At 71.8% G+C, this 22,512-nt stretch carries 1 protein-coding gene and 1 pseudogene; both read right to left on the bottom strand.

Annotated features, from left to right (window positions below; all coding sequences use genetic code 11):
- Positions 1-22 precede the first annotated feature (22 nt).
- Positions 23-16,963 (bottom strand): type I polyketide synthase, encoded by a 16,941-nt coding sequence (locus tag CP981_RS04575; protein ID WP_085923487.1) that lies wholly within the window; start codon positions 16,961-16,963, stop codon positions 23-25.
- Between the two features lie 7 nt (positions 16,964-16,970).
- A pseudogene (locus CP981_RS04580) lies at positions 16,971-22,481 on the bottom strand (type I polyketide synthase); the annotation flags it as partial.
- Between the last annotated feature and the right edge of the window lie 31 nt (positions 22,482-22,512).

Below are 22,512 nucleotides of genomic sequence, written 5' to 3' on the forward strand. Positions count from 1 at the left end.
CGCGACGTGTGCACGTGCCATATCAGGAACTCCCGAACTCTCGCTCAATGAAGTCGAAGACCTCGTCGTCGCTCGCCGCGTCCAGCGCCGCGGCGACCGTCCCCGCCCCGTCGTCCTCCTGCGCCCCGCCCAGCCCCGACAGCAGGCTCTGAAGCCGGACGGCGAGCCGGTCCCGGGCGACCTCGTCCGTGGCGATCTCGGGCAGCGAGAGTTCCAGCCGGTCGAGCCCGGCGAAGACGGCGAGGAGGCCGGACTGTTCGTCCCGTTCGCCGAGCAGTTCCGCGCGGAGCTTCTCGGCGAGGACTTCCGAGGTCGGATAGTCGAAGACCAGGGTGGCCGGCAGCCGCAGCCCGGTGACCGCGGTCAGGGTGTTGCGCAGCTCCACAGCGGTCAGCGAGTCAAAACCGAGCTCGCTGAACGGCCGCCCGCCGGGGACCTCGTCCGGCCCGGAGTAGCCCAGCACCGTGGCCACCTGCGTACGCACCACGGTGAGCAGCAGCTGCTGCCGCTCGGGATCGCTGAGTCCGGCGAGGCGCCGGCCCAGGTCCTCGGCCATGGCCTTCCCGCCGACGGCGGAGCGGCGCACGCGCGCCCGGACCAGGTCCCGCATGACCGGTGGCAGCATCCCTTCGGCCGCACGCGCGTGCAGCGCGGCGGTGTTCAGCCGTACCGGAATCAGCAGGCTCTCCGCCGAGTCGGTCCCGGCATCGAACAGGGCGAGTCCCTCCGCGGAGGTCAGCGCGTCGATGCCGCCGCTGCTCATCCGCCGCAGGTCGGCCTGGTCGAGCCCACCAGTCATCTCGCTGGTGTCGGCCCAGCGTCCCCATGCGAGGGACACCGCCGGGAGGCCCAGCGAACGGCGATAGCCGGCCAGCGCGTCCAGGAAGCTGTTGGCCGCCGCGTAGTTGGCCTGCCCCGGGGCGCCGAGCACCCCGGCCGCGGAGGAGAACAGCACGAACGCGGAGAGCTCACGCCCCTTGGTGAGTTCATGCAGGTTCACCGCGGCGTCCACCTTGGGCGCCAGCACCGCGTCGAGCCGCTCCGGGGTGAGCGAACCGAACACCCCGTCGTCCAGGACGCCTGCCGTGTGCACCACTCCGGTGAGCGGGGCGTCGGCGGGCAGCCCGTCCAGGACCCGGGCCAGGGCGTCCCGGTCGGCCGCATCGCAGGCGACGATCTCCGCGCTCGCACCGAGCCCGGCGAGTTCCGCACGCAGGTCTGCGGCACCCTCGGCGGCCGGTCCCTGACGACTCATCAACAGCAGCTTCCGCACGCCGTGTTCGGCGACCAGATGCCGCGCCACCAGGGCCCCCAGGGCTCCGGTGCCCCCGGTGATCAGCACGGTGCCCCCGGCATTCCACCTCGGCGCACCCCCCTGTCCGGGCGCGGCGAACCGGGCCAGCCTGGGCACGAGCACACTCCCGCCGCGCACGGCCAACTGCGGTTCACCGCTGCTCACGGCGGCGCGCAGGACATGTCCGGCACCGTCGCCGCCAAGGGCATCGACATCGATCAGCACGATCCGGTCCGGGTGCTCCGACTGCGCGGACCGGACGAGTCCCCAGACCGCCGCTGCCGCCGGGGAGACCGTGCCACCGTCCAGCAGAACCGCACCGCGGGTCAGGATCACCAGCCGCGCATCCTGATACCGCTCCTCGGCGAGCCAGCCCTGAAGCCGCTCCAGCACCAGGCGCGCGAGGACATGTGCACCGTCGGCCAAGTCCTCCCCCACCGTGTCCGGCACGGACCACAGCACCACGTCCGGGATCTCGTCCTGCTCGGCGAGCGCGGGCCAGTCGCACGCGGGCGCGTCGAGGACGGCCTTCAGACCGATCCCGTTCTCGTCCAGCACGGCCCAGTTCTCGGCCGCCACCGTTGCGGCGTCCGGGGTGGGCAGCGAGGTCCAGCGCAGCTGGAGCATCGACTCCCCGCGCCCACCGGCCAGTTGCCCGGTACGCACCGGCCGGACGGTCAGCCCGTCGATGGTGGCCACGAGCGCCCCGGACTCGTCGGAGACCGTCACCCGTACGCCGTCGCCCTCCCGGGTCAGCGTGGTACGCAGCGCGCCGGCGCCCACCGCGTGCAGCCGGATGCCGCGCCAGGCGAACGGCAGCCCCGCCGCGGCATCGTCGAGCAGTCCGACGGTCTGGAGCGCGGCATCGAGCAGGGCCGGGTGCAGTGCGAACTTCGCCGCATCGGCGGTCGCGTCCTCCGGCAGCGTGACCTCGGCGTGGACCTGGTCACCGTGCCGCCAGGCGGCCTGGACACCTTGGAACATGGGGCCGTAGCCGAAGCCGGCGGCAGCCAGTTCGTCGTAGAAACCGTCCACGGAGATCGGCTCGGCCCCGGCCGGCGGCCAGACTTCCGCGCCCTCGCCGACCGGCACGGCGCTCCCGGTGGCCAGCACACCGACGGCGTGCCGGGTCCAGTTCTCCTCCGCGTCCTCCTCCAAGCGGGAGTACACGGTCAGGGGCCGTCGGCCGTCCTCGTCGGGCTCCGCGACGACGACGCGCAGCTGCACACCGCCCCGCTCCGGCAGAACCAGCGGTTCCTGAAGGGTCAGCTCCTCGATGAGGTCGCAGCCGAGCCGGTCTCCGGCCTGGAGGGCCAGTTCGACGAGTGCGGTTCCCGGCAGCAGCACGGTGTCCATGACGGTGTGGTCGGCCAGCCAGGGATGCGTGGCCAGGGACAGCCGCCCGCTCAGGACGACCGCATCCGGCAGCGTCACGGTGGCACCGAGCAGCGGGTGCTCGGCATTCCCCAGCCCGGCGGCCGTCATATCGCCGGCTCCGGTGGTCCCCTCCAACCAGTAGCGCCGACGCTGGAAGGCGTAGGTCGGCAGCTCCACGGTGCGGGCGCCCGGGAACAACGGTGTCCAGTCCACCGGCACCCCCCGGGCGTAGGCAACGCCGAGAGCATGCAGCAGGGCGCCGGGTTCGGAGCGGTCCTTGCGGAGGCCCGGCTGGAGGGTGACGGGGGCGGTGGTTGCGCCGGTCTGCGGCAGGCAGTCCTGGCCCATGGCGGACAGGACGCCGTCGGGGCCGAGTTCGAGGAAGGTGGTGATGCCCTCGGCGTGGGCGGCCTGGATGCCGTCATGGAAGCGGACGGCTTCTCGAACGTGCCGCACCCAGTACTCCGGGTCACGGAGTTCGGCGGGGTCGGCGAGACGGCCGCTCACGTTGGAGATGAGCGACAACTTGGCCTCGTTGTACGTGAGTTGATTCAGTACCGCGCGGAAGTCGGCCAGCATCGGGTCCATCAGCGGCGAGTGGAAAGCGTGGCTGACTCGCAGCGGTTTGACCTTGCGGCCCTCGGCCTCCAGGGCGGTGATGATCTGCTTCATCTCGGTCTCGGCGCCGGAGAGGACCACGGAATCGGGGCCGTTGACAGCGGCGATGCCGACCAGGTCCCGGCCCTCCAGCAGCGGCCTGACCTCGTCCTCGGAAGCCCGCACCGAGACCATGACGCCGCCGGTGGGCAGGACCTGCATCAGACGCCCACGTGCCGCCACCAGCTTCGCCGCATCCGACAGCGACCAGACACCCGCCAGATAGGCAGCCGTGACCTCGCCGATGGAGTGGCCCAGCAGCACAGCCGGTGTCACACCAAGGGACTCGACGAGGCGGTAGAGCGCGACTTCCAGGGCGAACAGCGCCGCCTGCGCGTACTGGGTCTGATCGAGCAGGTCCTCCTCGCCCCGGACCACCTCGGTCAGCGGCCGAGGCAGCAGACCGTCCAGCTCCCCGCACACCTCGTCCCAGGCCCGCGCGAACACCGGGTAGGTGTCGTACAGCTCGCGGCCCATGCCCAGTCGCTGCGCGCCCTGACCGGTGAACAGCACACCGAGTCGTGGGTCGCCGATGACCTCTGCGTCCGGGGTGACGTTCCGGAGGGCGGCGAGGAGTTCCGTACGGTCGGTGCCCAGGACCACCGCGCGGTGGTCCAGCGGGGTACGGGTGGTGACCAGCGAGTATCCGATGTCGGCCGGGCTCAGCTCCGGTTGTGCGGCCACGAAGGACGCCAGCCGGCCGGCCTGTGCGGCGAGGGACTCCGCGGAGCGGGCCGAGAGCACCCAGGGCACGACGCCGGTGTCCGAGGTGGAGCCGGAACCGATCGCTGTGGGCTCCCCGGCTACCGGTCCCGGCGCCTCTTCCAGCACGACATGCGCATTGGTGCCGCTGATGCCGAAGGAGGACACGCCCGCCCGGCGCGGCCGCCCGGTGGTCGGCCAGTCGTGCGCCTCGGTGAGCAGTTCGACCGCGCCGGCCGACCAGTCGACGTGCGAGGAGGGTTCATCGACATGCAGGGTCCGCGGAAGAACGCCACGCCGCATGGCGAGAACCATCTTCATCACCCCGGCGACGCCGGCCGCCGCCTGGGTGTGCCCGAAGTTCGACTTGACCGTACCGAGCCACAAGGGCTGGTCGGCGGGCCGGTCCTGGCCGTAGGTCGCCAGCAGCGCCTGGGCCTCGATCGGGTCGCCCAGCGTCGTACCGGTGCCGTGCGCCTCCACCGCGTCCACCTCGGACGGTTCGAGTCCGGCGTTGGCGAGCGCCTGCCGGATCACCCGCTGCTGCGAGGGGCCGTTGGGGGCGGTCAGACCGTTGGACGCACCGTCCTGGTTCACGGCCGAACCCCGCACCACCGCGAGCACCGGGTGGCCGTTGCGCCGGGCATCCGACAGCCGCTCCACCAGGAGCATTCCGGCGCCCTCGGCGAGGGTGGTGCCGTCCGCGCCCGAGGCGAAGGCCTTGACCCGGCCGTCGCTCGCGAGGTTCCGCTGCCGCGAGAAGTCGACAAAGGTGCCCGGGGTCGCCATCACCGAGGCGCCGCCCGCCAGCGCGAGCTCGCACTCCCCCGCCCGCAGCGCCTGCATCGCCTGATGCAGCGCCACCAGTGAAGAGGAACAGGCCGTGTCCACGGTCACCGCGGCCCCTTCGAGACCGAAGGTGTAGGCCACCCGGCCGGAGGCGACACTGCCGGACGTGCCCGTACCGAGGTGGCCTTCGACCTCCTCCGGTATGGAGTCGGTCTGCAATCCGTAGTCGTGGTACATGATGCCGGCGAAGACACCGGTCCGGCTGCCGTGCAGGGAAGCCGGGGCGATCCCGGCCCGCTCGACGGCCTCCCAGGACATCTCCAGCAGCAGCCGCTGCTGCGGGTCCATGGCCAGCGCCTCGCGCGGGGAGATGCCGAAGAATGCGGGATCGAACTCGCCCGCGTCGTAAAGGAATCCGCCCTCACGGGTGTAGGTCTTGCCGGGCAGACCGGGTTCGGGGTCATAGAGCCGGTCGAGGTCCCAGCCACGGTCGGCGGGGAACTCGCCGATGGCATCAGTCCCGGCCGCCAGCAGCTGCCAGAGCTCCTCGGGTGAGGTGACACCGCCGGGGTACCGGCAGGCCATCCCGACGATGGCGATGGCCTCCTCGTCCGTGGCAGCAGCCCGCGTGGCGGGCACCACCGCCGCTGTCTCCTCCAGCAGTTCGCGACGCAGACAGTCAGTGAGCGCGAGGGGGGTCGGATAGTCGAACACCAAGGTGGCGGGCAGCCGCAGACCGGTGGCCCCGGTCAGCCGGTTCCGCAGCTCCACGGCGGTCAGCGAATCAAATCCGAGATCCTTGAACACCTGGTCGGTACGCACCGCGCCGGCGTCCTCGTAGCCCAGTACGGCCGCGACCTGCGTGGTCACCAGGTCGAGCAGCAGCTCCTCACGGTCCTCGGCCGGCAGCCCGGCCAGCCGCTCCCGCAGGGACGCGGCCTCACCGGCCGCGGCGGTGGCGCGCCGCACCGGCACCCGTACGACGTTCCGCAGCACCGCCGGCACCGCACCGGAGGCGGCCAGACCACGCAGGTCGAGCCGGATCGGTACGAGCAGGCCGGATCCTGGCGCGGCACAGGCGAGATCGAACAGGGCCACACCCTCGGCCTGGTCGAGCGCAAGCGCACCACCGCGGGCCATCCGCCGGACATCGGCGGAGCCCACCTCGCGGGTCATGGCACTGCGCTCCGCCCAGAACCCCCAGGCCAGCGAGGTACCCGGCAGGCCACTGAGGCGACGGTGCTGAGCGAGCGCGTCCAGGAACGTATTCGCCGCGGCGTAGTTGCCCTGTCCGGCACTGCCGAGCACACCGGCAGCGGAGGAGAACAACACGAATGCCGACAGGTCCAGGCCCTGGGTCAGCTCGTGCAGATTCCAGGCCGCGTCCACCTTCGGCCGCAGCACGGTGTCGAGGCGCTCCGGGGTCAGCGAGCCGATGATGCCGTCGTCCAGGACTCCGGCGGTGTGCACTACGCCCGTCAGGGGGGCGTCGGCCGGGATGTCTGCCAGTACGGCGGCCAGCGCGTCCCGGTCGGCCGCGTCACAGGCGACGACCTCGACACGGGCACCCAGCTCGGTCAGTTCGGACTGCAACTCCGGGGCGCCGTCAGCCTCAAGGCCGCGGCGACTGGTCAACACCAAGCTGCGGACGTCATGTTCAGACACCAGGTGCCGGGCGAAAAGCGCGCCCAAGGTGCCCGTCCCACCGGTGATCAGCACCGTCCCCTCGGTGTCCCACACCGGTGCGCTGTCCGCATCCGACGGGACGGACCGCGCCAGCCGCGGCACGGAAACAGCCCCGTCGCGGATCGCCACCTGCGGCTCACCCGAGGCGACCGCCGCAGCGATCGCCTCCACCGAGGACTGCTGCCCATCAAGGTCAAGCAGCACGAACTGACCCGGGTTCTCACTCTGTGCGGAACGCAGCAGACCCCACACCGCGCCGCCGACAGCATCCAGCGGCTCCCCCGCCACCGAGACAGCACCACGGGTCACCACCACCAGCTTCGAACGCGTGCAACGCTCATCAGCCAGCCAGGACTGCACACCCTCCAGCACGCGACCCACCGTGGCCCGAACCGCCGCCGGGACCGGCAACGCACCATCCGTACGAGGCACCGCCAGCACGACGTGCTCCGGCACCTCCACCAGCTCACTCAGTACATCCGCACCCGACGCACCCAGCGCCACAGCCAGCGCCCCGTCCTCACCAAGGACCGCCCACGAACCCGCCACCGGCTCAGACCGAAGCGGCAACTCCGACCACTCCACGGTGAACAGGGCATCGGTCCCCGTGCCTTCGTTGAGCTGGCCGGCGGTCACCGGCCTGGTCACCAGGGAGTCGACGGACGCGACCACGGTTCCCGCGCCATCGGCGACCAGGACCGAGAAACCGCCGCCGGCCGGGCTCAGCTTCACCCTCAGCGCGGCCGCTCCTACGGCGTGCAGGCGGACCATGTTCCAGGCGAAGGGCAGTTGGGCCTGTCCGCCGGCCGCAGTGGCCGGGTGAAGACCGATCGCATGGAGCGCGGAGTCGAGCAGGGCCGGATGCAGCCCGAACTTCGCCGCGTCGGCCGCCATGTCCTCGGGCAGGGCGACCTCGGCGAAGATGTCCTCACCACGTCGCCAGGCTGCGCCCAGGCCCTGGAACACCGGGCCGTACGTCATACCCACCGCGGCGAACTCGTCGTACACACCGGTCACGGAGACCGGCTCGGCGCCGGAGGGAGGCCAGCTCTCCTCGCCGAAGTCCACCGGCTCGGCACCCAGCGCGAGCATGCCGGTGGCGTGCCGGGTCCACTGCTGGTCTGCCGGGGCCTCCTCGGCACGGGAGTACACGGCGAGTTCACGGCGGCCGTCCGCATCGGACTCGGCGACGGTGACGCGGAGTTGCAGACCTCCGGTCGGCGGAATGATCAGCGGGGCCTCAAGGGTGAGTTCCTCCAGCAGATCGCAGCCGACCTCGTCACCGGCCCGGATGGCGAGTTCCACCAGTCCGGTCCCGGGGAGCAGCACGGTGTCCAGTACGGAGTGATCGGCCAGCCAGGGGTGTGTGGCCAGCGACAGCCGGCCACTGAGGAGGAAGCCGTCGGAGTCCGGCAGCGCCATGGCGGCGCCGAGCAGCGGATGATCGGCCGCATCGAGTCCGAGCCCCGAGGCGTCCCCGCCGAAGAACACACCGGAGGGCCAGTAGCGCTTGTGCTGGAAGGCGTACGTGGGCAGGTCAACCCGCCGGCCGGCCGGAAGCAGGGTGCTCCAGTCCACCGGGACGCCATGCGCCCAGAGCCGGCCGAGCGACTGCGCGAACCGGGACCAGCCGCCTTCGTCGCGGCGCAGGGTGCCCGTCACCACGACGGGACTGCCCGATTCCTGCGCGGTGTCCTCGATGCCCGGGGTCAGTACGGGGTGCGCGCTGCATTCGACGAAGACGCCGTGACCGTCGGCCAGGAGAGCCTGGACGGCTTCCTCGAACCGCACCGGATTGCGGAGATTCTCGAACCAGTAGGCGGCGTTCAGCTCCTCGCCCGATATGGGTGCGGCGTTCACCGCGGAGTAGAAGGGGATACGGCCTTCGACAGGTGTCACCTCGGCCAGAACCGTGGCGAGTTCCTCGCGCAGCTCCTCGACCTGGGCGCCGTGGGAGGCGTAGTCCACCGGAATCTGCCGGGCCCGTACCTCCTGCTCACCGCACTCCGTCAACAGCTCCTGCAAGGCATCGGGCTCACCGGAAACGACGGTCGACGTCGGCCCGTTGATGGCGGCGACGGACACCCGCTCGCCCCACTTGGCGATGCGCTCCTGAACCGCCTCACGGGAGGCGGCGACCGACACCATGCCACCACGCCCGGCCAACACCCGACCGATGGCCTGACTGCGCAACGCCACCACCCGCGCACCATCACGCAGGGACAGGACCCCGGCGACACATGCCGCAGCAATCTCGCCCTGAGAGTGACCCACGACAGCCGACGGCACCACGCCACAGTCCTCCCAGACCGCAGCCAACGACACCATCACCGCCCACAGCACCGGCTGCACCACATCAACCCGCGCCAATGCGTCCTCATCCGACAGCACCGCCATCAGATCCCAGGACACGAACTCCGACAGCGCCGCACCACACTCAGCCATCCGCCCCGCAAACGCCGGGGAGGAGGCCAGCAGTTCATCCGCCATACCCAGCCACTGCGACCCCTGACCAGGGAAAACCAGCGCCACACGGCTACCGGCTCCGGTGCCGGTCGCACCCCGCACCACACCCGCAGGATCCACCCCCGCAGCCAACCCACGCAGGCCGTCGAGAAGGCCCTCACCACCAGCACCGAGCACCACCGCCCGACACTCCAACCCCGCCCGCGTACTCAGCAGCGAGAACCCCACATCAGCAGGATCCAACCCCGGGCGGCCCTCCACAAAAGAGACCAACCGCCCAGCCTGGGCAACCAACGCCTGCTCCGAACGCGCCGACAACACCCACGGCACCACCCCAGCGGGCACACCCTCAGCCGATGCCACCGCCACAGCCACGGGCTCAGCCTCAGGCGCCTGCTCCAGCACCACATGCGCATTCGTCCCGCTGATACCGAACGACGACACACCCGCCCGACGCGGCTGCTCACCCTCCGGCCAATCCCGGGCCTCGGTCAGCAACTCCACCGCACCCGCGGACCAGTCCACATGCGACGACGGCTCATCCACATGCAGCGTCTTCGGCAGCACACCGTGCCGCAGCGCCATGACCATCTTGATGACGCCGGCCGCGCCGGCCGCCGACTGGGTGTGTCCGATGTTGGACTTGATCGAGCCCAGCCACAGGGGCCGGTCCTCCGGGCGGTCCTGGCCGTACGTGGCGAGCAGCGCCTGGGCCTCGATCGGATCGCCGAGCGTCGTGCCGGTGCCGTGCGCCTCCACCGCGTCCACATCCGACGCCTGGAGCCCAGAGTTGGCGAGCGCCTGACGGATCACCCGCTGCTGCGACGGACCGTTCGGCGCCGTCAGACCGTTGGACGCACCGTCCTGGTTCACGGCCGAACCCCGCACCACCGCGAGGATCGGGTGACCGTTGCGGCGGGCGTCCGACAGGCGCTCGACGAGCACCATGCCGGCGCCTTCGCCCCAGCCCGTGCCGTCCGCCGCGTCCGCGAAGGGCTTGCAGCGGCCGTCCGCGGCGAGGCCGCGCTGGCGGGAGAACTCGATGAACACGTCCGGGGTGGCCAGCACCGTGACCCCGCCGGCCAGTGCCAGGGAGCATTCGCCGGAGCGCAGCGCCTGGATGGCCAGATGTAGGGCCACCAGGGAGGACGAGCAGGCCGTGTCCACGGTCAGTGCCGGGCCTTCGAGGCCGAAGGAGTAGGCGATGCGGCCGGAGACGACGCTGCCCGCGGTGCCGGTGCTGGCGTAGCCCTCGGTCTGGTCGAACACCGGGGCCAGTTGGGTCGCGTAGTCGTCGGAGGTCGCGCCGGCGAACACTCCGGTCTTGGTGCCGCGGACCGACTGGGGGTCGATTCCGGCGCTCTCGAAGGCCTCCCAGGAGGTTTCCAGCAGCAGTCGCTGCTGCGGGTCCATGGCCAGGGCCTCGCGCGGGGAGATCCCGAAGAAGGCGGGGTCGAAGCCGGTGGCGTCGGCGAGGAAGCCGCCCGCGCGCGCATAGGAGGTGCCGCGGTGGTCGGGGTCCGGGTGGTACAGCTCGTCGAGGTTCCAGCCCCGGTCGGCGGGGAAGCCGGACAGCGCGTCGGTGCCGTCGGCGAGCAGCCGCCAGAGGTCCTCGGGCGACTCCACTCCGCCGGGGTACCGGCAGGCCATGCCGACGATGGCGATCGGCTCGTCGTCGGCGGCTGCGGAGGACTGGACGGGCGCCGGGGTGTCGGTCTGCCGGCCGAGCAGTTCGCCGCGCAGGTGGTTCACCAGGGCGAGCGAGTTCGGATAGTCGAAGACGAGGGTCGCGGGCAGTCGCAGGGCGGTGCCGCTGTTGATCCGGTTGCGCAGCTCCACCGACGTCAGCGAGTCGAAGCCGAGTTCGGAGAAGGCGCGCTCGGCCTCCACCGCTTCGGGGCCCGGGTAGCCGAGTACCGCGGCCACCTGGGTACGGACCAGGTCGAGCAGGGTCCGGTCCTGTTCGGCGGGGGACAGTGCGGCGAGCCGCTGGACGAGGGTGTTGCCGGCGTCCGGTGCGGTGAGCGCGGCGGCGGCGCGCCGGGTCGGTGTGCGTACCAGGCCGCTGAGCACGGGCGGCAGTTCCGCCGCGGTGGCGCCCTTCAGTTCCAGCTTGGCGGGGGTGACCACCGCTCGGGCGACGGTGGCGGCGGCGTCGTACAGCGCGACGCCTTCCTCCGAGGTCATCGGCAGGACGCCACCTGAGGCGGCGCGCCGCACATCGTGCTCGGCCAGCTTGCCGGTCATGGCGCTGGCCTCGGCCCACAGGCCCCACGGCAGGGAGAGCGCGGGCAGGCCGAGCGCGCGGCGGTGTGCGGCCAGGGCGTCCAGGAAGGTGTTCGCGGCGGCGTAGTTGCCCTGCCCCGGGCCGCCGAACAGCCCGGACACCGAGGAGAACAGGACGAAGGCGGAGAGGTCGAGGTCCTTGGTGAGTTCGTGGAGGTGCCAGGCGCCGTCCACCTTCGGCCGCAGGACGTGGTCGAGCCGCTCGGGGGTGAGCGAGTCGATCACGCCGTCGGAGAGCACCCCGGCGGTGTGCACGACACCGGTCAGCGGGGTCTCCGCGGGGATACCGGCGAGCAGTGCGGCCACCGCGGTCCGGTCGGCGATATCGCAGGAGGCCAGGGTGATCTCGGCGCCGAGTGCGGTGAGTTCGGCACGCAGGTCGGCGGCGCCGGGCGCGTCGGCGCCGCGCCGGCTGACCAGCAGGAGGTGGCGCACCCGGTGCTCGGCCACCAGGTGCCGGGCGATGACGGCGGCGAGGGTGCCACTGGCCCCGGTGATCAGTACGGTGCCGTCCGGGTGCGGCGCCGGCGGGATGGTGAGTACCACCTTGCCGACCTGGCGGGCCTGGCTGATGTAGCGGAAGGCGTCCGGGGCGCGGCGCACGTCCCAGGTGGTGAGCGGCAGCGGGCGCAGCACACCGCGGTCGAACAGGGCGAGGAGGTCGGTGAACATCTCGCGGGTGCGTTCCGGGCCGGCCTCGGGGAGGTCGAAGGCGCGGTAGCGGACGCCGGGGTAGGAGGTGGCGATCTCGTCCGCGTCGCGGACATCGGCCTTGCCCATCTCGATGAACCGGCCGCCGGAGGGCAGCAGTCGCAGGGAGGCGTCCACGAACTCGCCGGCCAGGGAGTCGAGTACGACGTCCATGCCACGGCCCCCCGTGGCGGCCAGGAACTGGTTCTCGAAGTCCAGGGTCCGGGAGGAGGCGATGTGGTCGTCGTCCAGACCGAGGTCCCGCAGGGCGTCCCACTTCGCGGGGCTGGCGGTGCCGTAGACCTCGGCGCCGAGGTGGGTGGCCAGCTGGACCGCGGCCATGCCCACGCCGCCGGCCGCGGAGTTCACCAGCACGGTGTCGCCCGGCCGCACTCCGGCCAGGTCGACCAGGGCGTAGTAGGCGGTGAGGAAGACGATCGGGGTGGCCGCGGCCTCGGCGAAGGACCAGCCTTCGGGGATGCGGACGATGGCCCGGTGGTCGGCGACGGCGAGGGGGCCGAAGGCCTCGGTGAACGTGCCCATCACCCGGTCGCCGGGGGCGAGGCCGGTCACGCCGGAGCCGACCTCGGCGATCACGCCGGCGCCTTCCAGGCCCATCGCTCCGGCGTCGCCGGGGTACATGTCCAGGGCGCTGAGGACGTCGCGGAAGTTGAGGCCGGCGGCGCGTACCTCGATCCGGACGTGGTGCCCGGCCAGGGGCCCGCAGGCCCGGTCGCTGTCCACCAGCGCGAGGGCGTCCAGGTTGCCCTTGGCGGTGCTGGTGAGCTGCCAGGCCCGGCCGTCCGGCGGTGTCAGCGGGGCGGCGGAGGCGGCCTTCATCAGACGGGTGGCGTGCAGGGTGCCGCCGCGCAGTGCGAGCTGCGGTTCGCCGGAGGCGAGGGCGGCGGGCAGCGCGCGGCAGGACGCGTCCTGGTCGTCGAGGTCGATGAGCAGAAAGCGGTCCGGGTTCTCGGTCTGCGCGGACCGGACGAGTCCCCAGACCGGGGCGGGTGCGAGGTCCGGGCCGCGCTCGTCGGTGACGGAGACCGCGCCCCGGGTGAGGAGGACCAGCCGGGAGGTGGCGAACCGCTCCTCGGCCAGCCAGCCGCGCAGGACGGCCAGCGTCCGGGTGGTGGTCTCCCGTACCCGGTCCGGCAGTTCGCCGGGGGCGGCCTCCGGCAGGGCCCAGAGCACGGCGTCCGGCACGGTGTCCCGGGCGGCGAGGGCCGCGAAGTCCTCGGCCGTCACCACGTCGGTGCCGGCGGCGCGCAGCGTTCCGGCCACGGGTTCGGTGCCGCTGCCGACGGCCGCCCAGGTGACCGGGGCGGTCTCGCCCGCTTCGGGCAGCGTGATCCAGTCGAGGTGGAAGAGCGAGGACCAGTGGTCGCGGGCGGCGGACCGGAGGGTGCCGGAGACGGGCCGGATCGCCAGGGAGTCGATGGTGGCCACGGGTGCGCCGGTGTCGTCGGCGACGAGGACCGCGACCCCGCCGTCCGGGGACGGGGAGAGCCAGGCGCGCAGGGTGGCGGCGCCGACGGCGTGCAGCCGGACGCCGGTCCAGGAGAACGGCAGGCCGGGCCCGCCGCTGGTGAGGGACGTGCCGAGGCTCACGGTCTGTACGGCGGCGTCGAGCAGGGCCGGATGCAGACCGAACCGGCCCGCCTGTTCGGCCGCGTCCGCGGGCAGTGCGACCTCGGCGAAGACCTCGTCGCCGCGCCGCCAGGCGGCCCGCACGCCCTGGAACACCGGTCCGTACGCGAATCCGGCGGCGGACAGCTCCTCGTAGAAGCCGTCGACGGCGACAGGCTCGGCCCCGGCGGGCGGCCAGGACTCCGCCGATCCGGCGGGTGTGCCGGTGCCGGCCGCCGCGGCGAGGAAGCCGGTGGCGTGCCGGGTCCAGGGCTGATCGCCGTCGGCGTCCTCGGGGCGGGAGAACACCGAGATCTCCCGGCGGCCGTCCGCGGCGGGCTCGCCGACGGTGACGCGCGTCTGCACCGCGCCCTGGCCGGGGAGGGTCAGGGGCGTCTGGAGGGTGAGTTCCTCCAGGAGGTCGCAGCCGACCTGGTCCCCGGCGCGGATGGCGAGTTCGACCAGTGCGGTGCCCGGTACCAGCACGGTGCCGGAGACCGCGTGGTCGGCGAGCCAGGGGTGGGTGGCCAGGGACAGCCGGCCGGTGAAGAGGAAGCCGTCGGAATCGGGCAGCGCCACGGCCGCGCCGAGGAGGGGGTGTCCGGCCGGGCCGAGTCCGGCGGCCGTGACATCCCCGGCACCGGCGGAGCCTTCGAGCCAGTACCGCCGGCGCTGGAAGGCGTAGGTGGGCAGGTCGGTGCGTCGGCCGCCCTGGAGGTGCGCGGTCCAGTCGACGGTGGCACCGCGTACATGGGCACCGGCGAGGGTGTCACGCAGCGCCTCGGGTTCGGGGCGGTCCGCGCGCAGGCTGGGCTGGAAGGCGACGGTCTCCGGCAGACAGTCCTGGCCCATGGCGGAGAGCACCCCGCCGGGGCCGAGTTCCACGAAGAGGTCCACGCCTTCGCGGTGCGCGGCCCGGATGCCGTCGTGGAAGCGCACGGCTTCGCGGACGTGGCGGACCCAGTACGCCGGATCGCACAGTTCCTCGGGCTCGGCCGGGCGTCCGGTCACGTTGGACACCACCGCGAGCTGCGGTTCCTGGTAGGTGAGTTGCTCCGCGACCGCGCGGAACCCGTCGAGCATCGGCTCCATGAGCGGCGAGTGGAAGGCATGGCTCACCCGCAGCCGCTTGACCTTGCGGCCGTCGGCCTCCAGAGCGGCGACGACCTGCTCCACCGCGTCCTCGGCACCCGAGAGCACGAGGGACTCGGGACCGTTGACGGCAGCGATCCCCACCAGGTCCTGGTCCGCCAGCAGCGGGGCGACCTCGTCCTCCGAGGCCCGTACCGAGACCATCACCCCGCCGGCCGGCAGCGCCTGCATCAGCCGCCCACGCGCCGCGACCAACTGCGCCGCGTCCGCCGTGGACCACACACCCGCCAGGTAGGCGGCCGTGACCTCACCGATGGAGTGGCCCAACAGCACGTCCGGGGTCAGACCCCAGGACCGCATGAGCCGGTAGAGCGCGACCTCGACGGTGAACAGGGCGGCCTGGGCGTACTGGGTCTGGTGCAGGAGATGCTGGTCCGCGCCCCAGACGACCTCGCGCAGGGGCCGGGGCAGCCGCGGGTCGAGCTCCGCGCACACCTCGTCCCAGGCCCGCGCGAAGACCGGGTAGGTCTCGTACAGCTCACGGCCCATACCGAGCCGCTGCGCTCCCTGGCCGGTGAACAGCACACCGACCCGGCCGTCGCCCGCGACGCCGCACAGCGCACCGGCGGCATCGGCCCCGCGTTCGGCCAACTCCTCGACGCTGGCGAGGAGTTCTGCACGCCCGGCGCCGAAGACGACCGCGCGGTGCTCCAGCGCGGCGCGGCCGGTCGCCAGGGAGAAGCCGATGTCGACCGGGTCCAGATCCGGCCGGCCGGCCACGAAGGACGACAGTTCACGGGCCTGGGCGGCAAGGGCCTGCCGGGAACGGGCGGACAGCACCCACGGCAGCACCGCGGGTGCCGCCGGAGCGGTCGACGCCGCCGGGGCGTCTTCCGGGGCCGGTTCGCCTTCCGGGGCCTGTTCGAGGATGACATGGGCGTTGGTGCCGCTGATCCCGAAGGACGACACCCCGGACCTGCGGGGGCGGCCGGTCTCCGGCCAGTCGCGGGCCTCGGTGAGCAGCCGCACCGCGCCGGCCGACCAGTCGACATGCGGGGTGGGCTCGTCGACGTACAGGGTCTTGGGCAGCACACCGTGCCGCAGGGCCATCACCATCTTGATGACCCCGGCGGCTCCGGCGGCGGCCTGGGTGTGGCCGATGTTGGACTTCACCGAGCCGAGCCAGAGCGGCCGGTCGGCGGGGCGGTCCTGCCCGTAGGTCGCCAGCAGGGCCTGGGCCTCGATGGGGTCGCCGAGGGTCGTACCGGTGCCGTGGGCCTCCACCGCGTCGACCTGATCGGCCGACAGCCGGCTGCTGGCCAGGGCCTGCCGGATCACCCGCTGCTGCGAGGGGCCGTTAGGGGCGGTCAGGCCGTTGGACGCACCGTCCTGGTTCACCGCCGAACCCCGCACCACCGCAAGGATCGGATGACCGTTGCGCTGGGCGTCCGACAGCCGCTCCACCAGCAGCAGCCCGGCGCCCTCCCCCCAGCCCGTGCCGTCCGCCGCACCGGCGAAGGCCTTGCACCGGCCGTCCTCGGCGAGACCACGCTGCCGGGAGAACTCCACGAACAGATCGGGAGTGGACATCACCGACACACCGCCGGCCACGGCCAGCGAGCACTCCCCCGCGCGCAGGGCCTGCATCGCCCAGTGCAGCGCCACCAGCGACGAGGAACACGCGGTGTCCACGGTGATCGCGGGGCCTTCGAGACCGAAGGTGTAGGCGATGCGGCCGGACAGCACGCTCGCGGAGGCGCCGGTGACGCCGTAGCCCTCGGCCACCTCGGGCGCCACCCGCAGCTGTGAGGCGTAGTCCTGGTAGTTCACCCCGACGAAGACGCCGGTCCGGCTGCCGCGCAGCGAGAGCCCGTCGATACCGGCCCGCTCGAAGGTCTCCCAGGAGGCTTCGAGCAGCAGCCGCTGCTGCGGGTCCATCGCGGTCGCCTCACGCGGCGAGATCCCGAAGAACCCGGCATCGAACTCGCCGACGCCATCCAGGAAGCCGCCTTCCCGGACGTAGGAGGTCCCGCGGTGGTCGGGGTCCGGGTGGTACAGGCTCGCCACATCCCAGCCGCGGTCGGCCGGGAATTCGGTCATGGCGTCGGTACCGGAGGCCAGGATCCGCCACAGTTCCTCGGGAGAGTTCGCACCGGGGAACCGGCACGCCATCGCGACGATCGCGATCGGCTCCCGCATCACGCCCGCGAGCTTGCGGTTCTGTTCACGCAACCGTTCGGTCTCCTTGAGCGATGCTCGCAGAGCCTCAGCGACGCGGTCTTTCTGCACGGCCATCGTGAACTCACAGTCCTCGCGTCATGTCGTCTTCGGCGCCGGAACCGTCGAGCGCGAGCTGGATCATGGCTTCCATGTCCATCGTGTCGAGCGATTCGCGGTCGTCGTCTTCGGTGGTCTCGGACGCTTCCTCGGTGATCCCGGCCAGTTCCAGCAGGGAGCTCATCAGCCCGGCCTCGGCAAGACGGTTCAGCGGAATCGAGGTCAGCATCCGGCGGATGGTCTCCTCGTTGTCGTCGGCACCGGAGCCGGCGTCCCCGTACGGCGCGAAGTGTGTGCCGAGGTATTCGGCGAGCACCCGCGAGTTCGGGTAGTCGAAGATCGTGGTCGCCGGAAGTTTCAGCCCGGTGTCCCGGTTGAGGCGGTTCCGCAGCTCCACAGCGGTCAGCGAATCGAAGCCCAGGTCCTTGAAGGCCTTGCCCGCTTCCACCGCGTCCGCGTCGGCGTAGCCCAGTACGGCGACCACATGGCCACGCACCAGGTTCAGCAGCAGACGCGACCGCTGCGCCGGGGAGGCGGTCTTCAGCCGCTCCGGCAGTCCGGCCGCACCGCCCTGGCCGGCCGCGGCGCTGCGCCGGGTCCCACGGACCAGCCGGCGCAGCAGCGGAGGAACCTCGTCGGTACGCAAGCCCGCGCCGAGCGCCGTGAGATCGAGCCGGACCGGCACGGTGAGCGCCCGTCCTCCCGCGACCGAGGCGTCGAACAGTGCCAGCGCCTCCGCCGAGGACATCGGACGCAGTCCGTCCCGGGCCTTACGCTGCCGGTCGGCCTCGCTGAGCGTGCCGGTCAGCCCGCTGCTCTCCTCCCACAGCCCCCAGGCCAGGGACTCGGCAGGCAGCGCATGGGCGCGACGGTATGCGGCGAGCGCGTCCAGGAACGCGTTGGCGGTGGCGTAGTTGCCCTGCCCCGGTGCGCCGAACACTCCGGCGGCCGAGGAGAACAACACGAAGGCGGACAGGTCGAGGTCCTTGGTGAGCTCGTGCAGATTCCAGGCGGCGTCCACCTTCGGCCGCAGTACCGCGTCGATCCGCTCCCGGGTCAGGGACCCGAGGACACCGTCGTCCAGCACGCCCGCGGTGTGCACGACACCGGTCAGCGGGGCCTCCGCCGGGATACCGGCGAGCAGTCCGGCCAGCGCGTCCCGGTCGGCGGTGTCACAGCCGGCGATGGTCACCCGGGCGCCCAGAGCGGTGAGCTCGTCCCGGAGTGCGTCGGCGCCGTCGGCGTCCGGACCCCGGCGGCTGGTCAGCAGCAGGTTCCGCACCTGGTGCTCGGTGACCAGATGCCGGGCGACCAGCGTGCCCAGGGTTCCGGTACCACCGGTGATCAGCACGGTGCCCTCCGGCTTCCACACCGGTCCGCCGTCGTTCTCGGCCGGCTCCAGCGTGGTGAGCCGCGGTACCGCCAACTCCCCGCCTCGAATGACTACTTGAGGTTCACCCAGGGCGACGGCCGCCGCCAGCGCAGTGCGCGACACCTGCCGCTCATCGCTGTCGACCAGCACGAAATGATCCGGGTTCTCCGACTGTGCCGAACGCACCAACCCCCATACCGGTGCCGTCACCAGATCTACTTCCTCCCCCGTCACAGACACCGCGCCTCGGGTCAGAATCACCAACCGCGACCCGGCGAACCGTTCTTCAGCCAACCAGGCACGCAGCGTCTCCAACACCCCATATGCGACCTCCCGAACCCCACCGGAAACCCCGACAACCCCTGAATCGGGTACCGGGAGAACCACTACTTCCGGGGTCGGATCGAGCGCCTTGAGGGCTTCCAGGTCCATGACGTCGGCACCCGGCACGGCAGCACCCCCTAGGCCGTCGCCCCCGAGCACCACCAGGGAACTCCCCTCGGGGTCCACGGGCACCGGTGTCAGGGTCGGGGTCGGGGTCGGGGGCGCGGTCGGAGTCGGGGCCACCCAGTCCACCCCGTACAGCGATTCGCTGCGCCCGGCGCCTTCGGCGAGCCGCTCCGCCGCTACGTCATCCCAGGTCACCGACGCGATGGAGGCGACGGGAGCACCTTCGACGTCCGCGATCCGTACGGCGTACCCGTCCCCGGCCGGGGTCAACGCCACCCGCAGTGCGGTCGCCCCTACGGCATGCAGGCTCACCCCCGTCCAGGCGAGCGGCAGTTGCGCCCCCTCCGGTCCAGCACAATGCAGCGCCGCATCAAGCAGTGCCGGGTGCAGCCCGAAGCCGCTCGTGTCGCCCGTGTCCCCCTCGGGAAGGGCCACCTCGGCGAACAGCTCGCCGCCGCGCCGCCAGGCCGCGCGCAGCCCCTGGAACACCGGGCCGTACCCAAGCCCCAGCTCGGCCCGTTCGCGGTAGAAGTCCGCCAGCTCGACGGGCTCGGCGTCCGTGGGAGGCCAGATGCGTGCGTCAAAGCCGGCCGGCTCGGCGCTTCGGACGAGAACACCGGTCGCGTGCCGGGTCCATGCCTGCTCGTCCGGGACATCCTCGGGCCGCGAGTAGACGCTGATCTCCCGGCCGCCGTCGTCCGCGTCGGGCTCCGCAACCAGCACCCGCAGCAGCACGGCACCACGGTCCGGGAGCACCAGCGGCGTCTCTACGGTGAGTTCGCGTACGAGATCGCAGCCGACCAGGTCCCCCGCCCGGATGGCAAGGTCAACGAACGCCGTCTCGGGCACCACCACGGTGTTGAGGACGATCCGCTCGGCCAGCCAGGGGTGGGTGGCCTGGGACAGCCGCCCGGTGAGCACCTGAGTACCGGGCATCGAGACGGCCGCACCGAGCAGGGGGTGATCGGCGCTGCTCAGTCCGGCGGCGGTGACGTCGCCGACGGCGCCGGTGTCGTCCAGCCAGTAGCGCTGTCGTTGGAAGGCGTAGGTGGGGAGGTCGATCCGCCGGCCGGCGGGGAGCAAGGTGCTCCAGTCCACCGGGACGCCATGTGCCCAGAGTTGGGCGAGGGAGTGTGCGAAGCGGGGCCAGCCGCCTTCGTCACGGCGCAAGGTGCCGGTTACGACGACGGGGCTCCCGGATTCCTGCTGGGCGGTGTCCTCGATACCAGGGGTGAGGACGGGGTGCGCGCTGCACTCGACGAAGACGCCGTGACCGTCGGCCAGGAGAGCCTGGATGGCTTCCTCGAACCGTACGGGGTTGCGGAGATTCTCGAACCAGTAGGCGGCGTTCAGGTCCTCGCCCGATATGGGTGCGGCGTTCACCGCGGAGTAGAAGGGGATACGGCCTTCGACAGGTGTCACCTCGGCCAGAACCGTGGCGAGTTCCTCACGCAGCTCCTCGACCTGGGCGCCGTGCGAGGCGTAATCCACCGGAATCTGCCGGGCCCGTACCTCCTGCTCGGCGCACTCCGCCAGGAGCTCCTGCAAGGCATCGGGTTCACCGGAAACGACGGTCGACGTGGGCCCGTTGATGGCGGCGACGGATACCCGCTCGCCCCACTTGGCGATGCGCTCCTGAACCGCCTCACGGGAGGCGGCGACGGAGACCATGCCGCCGCGACCGGCCAGGACACGGCCGATGGCCTGGCTGCGCAACGCCACCGCCCGGGCGCCATCACGCAGGGACAGGACCCCGGCGACACATGCCGCAGCAATCTCGCCCTGGGAGTGACCCACGACAGCCGACGGCACCACGCCACAGTCCTCCCAGACCGCAGCCAACGACACCATCACCGCCCACAGCACCGGCTGCACCACATCAACGCGCGCCAACATGTCCTCGTCGGACAAAACCTCGTCCAACTTCCAGGACACGAACTCGGAAAGCGCCGCACCACACTCAGCCATCCGCCCCGCAAACACCGGGGAGGAGGCCAGCAGTTCATCCGCCATACCCAGCCACTGCGACCCCTGACCAGGGAAAACCAGCGCCACACGGCTACCGGCTCCGGTACCGGTCGCCCCCCGCACCACACCCGCAGGATCCACCCCCGCAGCCAACCCACGCAGGCCGTCGAGAAGGCCCTCACCATCAGCACCGAGCACCACCGCCCGATACTCCAACCCCGCCCGCGTACTCAGCAGCGAGAACCCCACATCAGCAGGATCCAGCCCCGGACGGTCCGCCACGAAGGACGCCAACCGCCCAGCCTGGGCAACCAACGCCTGCTCCGAACGCGCCGACAACACCCACGGCACCACCCCAACAGGCGCACCCTCAACCGATGCCACAGCCGCCGGCTCAGCCACAGGCGCCTGCTCCAACACCACATGCGCATTCGTCCCACTGATACCGAACGACGACACACCCGCCCGACGCGGCTGCTCACCCTCCGGCCAATCCCGGGCCTCCGTCAGCAACTCCACCGCACCCGCAGACCAGTCCACATGCGACGACGGCTCATCCACATGCAGCGTCTTCGGCAGCACACCGTGCCGCATGGCCAGCACCATCTTCATCACCCCGGCGACCCCCGCCGCGGCCTGGGTATGTCCGAGGTTCGACTTCACCGAGCCCAGCCACAACGGCCGGTCCTCCGGACGACCCTGGCCATACGTCGCCAGCAACGCCTGGGCCTCGATCGGGTCGCCGAGGGCGGTGCCGGTGCCGTGGGCCTCGACCGCGTCGACCTGGTCGGCGGAGAGCCGGGCGTTCGCCAGGGCCTGTTCCACGACGCGTTGCTGGGAGGGGCCGTTGGGGGCGGTCAGGCCGTTGGACGCGCCGTCCTGGTTCACCGCCGTACCCCGCACCACCGCAAGGATCGGGTGGCCGTTGCGCTCGGCGTCCGACAGTCGCTCCACCAGCAGCATTCCGGCGCCCTCGGCGAGGGTGGTGCCGTCCGCGCCCGAGGCGAAGGCCTTGCAGCGCCCGTTGCGTGCCAGGTTCTGCTGGCGGGAGAAGTCGATGAACGTATCGGGGGTGGACATCACGGTCACCCCGCCGGCCAGGGCCAGCGAGCACTCCCCGGTCCGCAGCGCCTGCACCGCCAGATGCAGTGTCACAAGAGAAGAGGAGCAGGCGGTGTCCACGGTCACCGCCGGGCCCTCCAGGCCGAAGGAGTACGAGATCCGGCCGGATAGCACACTGCCGATGCTCCCGGTGCCGAGGAATCCCGCGGCTTCGGGCGCGACATGGTTCAGCCGTGACGCGTACTCGTGATACATCAGCCCGGCGAACACCCCGGTGGAACTGCCGCGCAGGGCCATCGGGTCGATTCCCGCGTGCTCGAACGCCTCCCAGGAAGCCTCCAGCAGCAGCCGCTGCTGCGGGTCCATGGCGGATGCCTCATGCGGGGAGATGCCGAACATCTCGGGGTCGAATTCGAGGGCGTCGTGCAGGAATCCGCCCTCGCGGACATAAGAGGTGTAGGGGCGTCCGGAATCCGGGTCGTGCAGGGATTCCAGGTCCCAGCCCCGGTTGTCCGGGAAGGTGGTGACGGCGTCCCGGCCGTCGGCCACCAATTGCCAGAGTTCCTCGGGTGAACTCACTCCTCCCGGGTATCGGCAGGCCATGCCGATAATGGCGATCGGCTCGTGCTGCTTCTCCTCGACCTCGCGCAACCTCTGGCGCGTGCGGCGGAGATCAGCCGTAGCTCGCTTGAGATAATCCCGGAGTTTGGCTTCA

The organism is Streptomyces platensis (genome assembly GCF_008704855.1).
GTDB lineage: Bacteria > Actinomycetota > Actinomycetes > Streptomycetales > Streptomycetaceae > Streptomyces > Streptomyces platensis.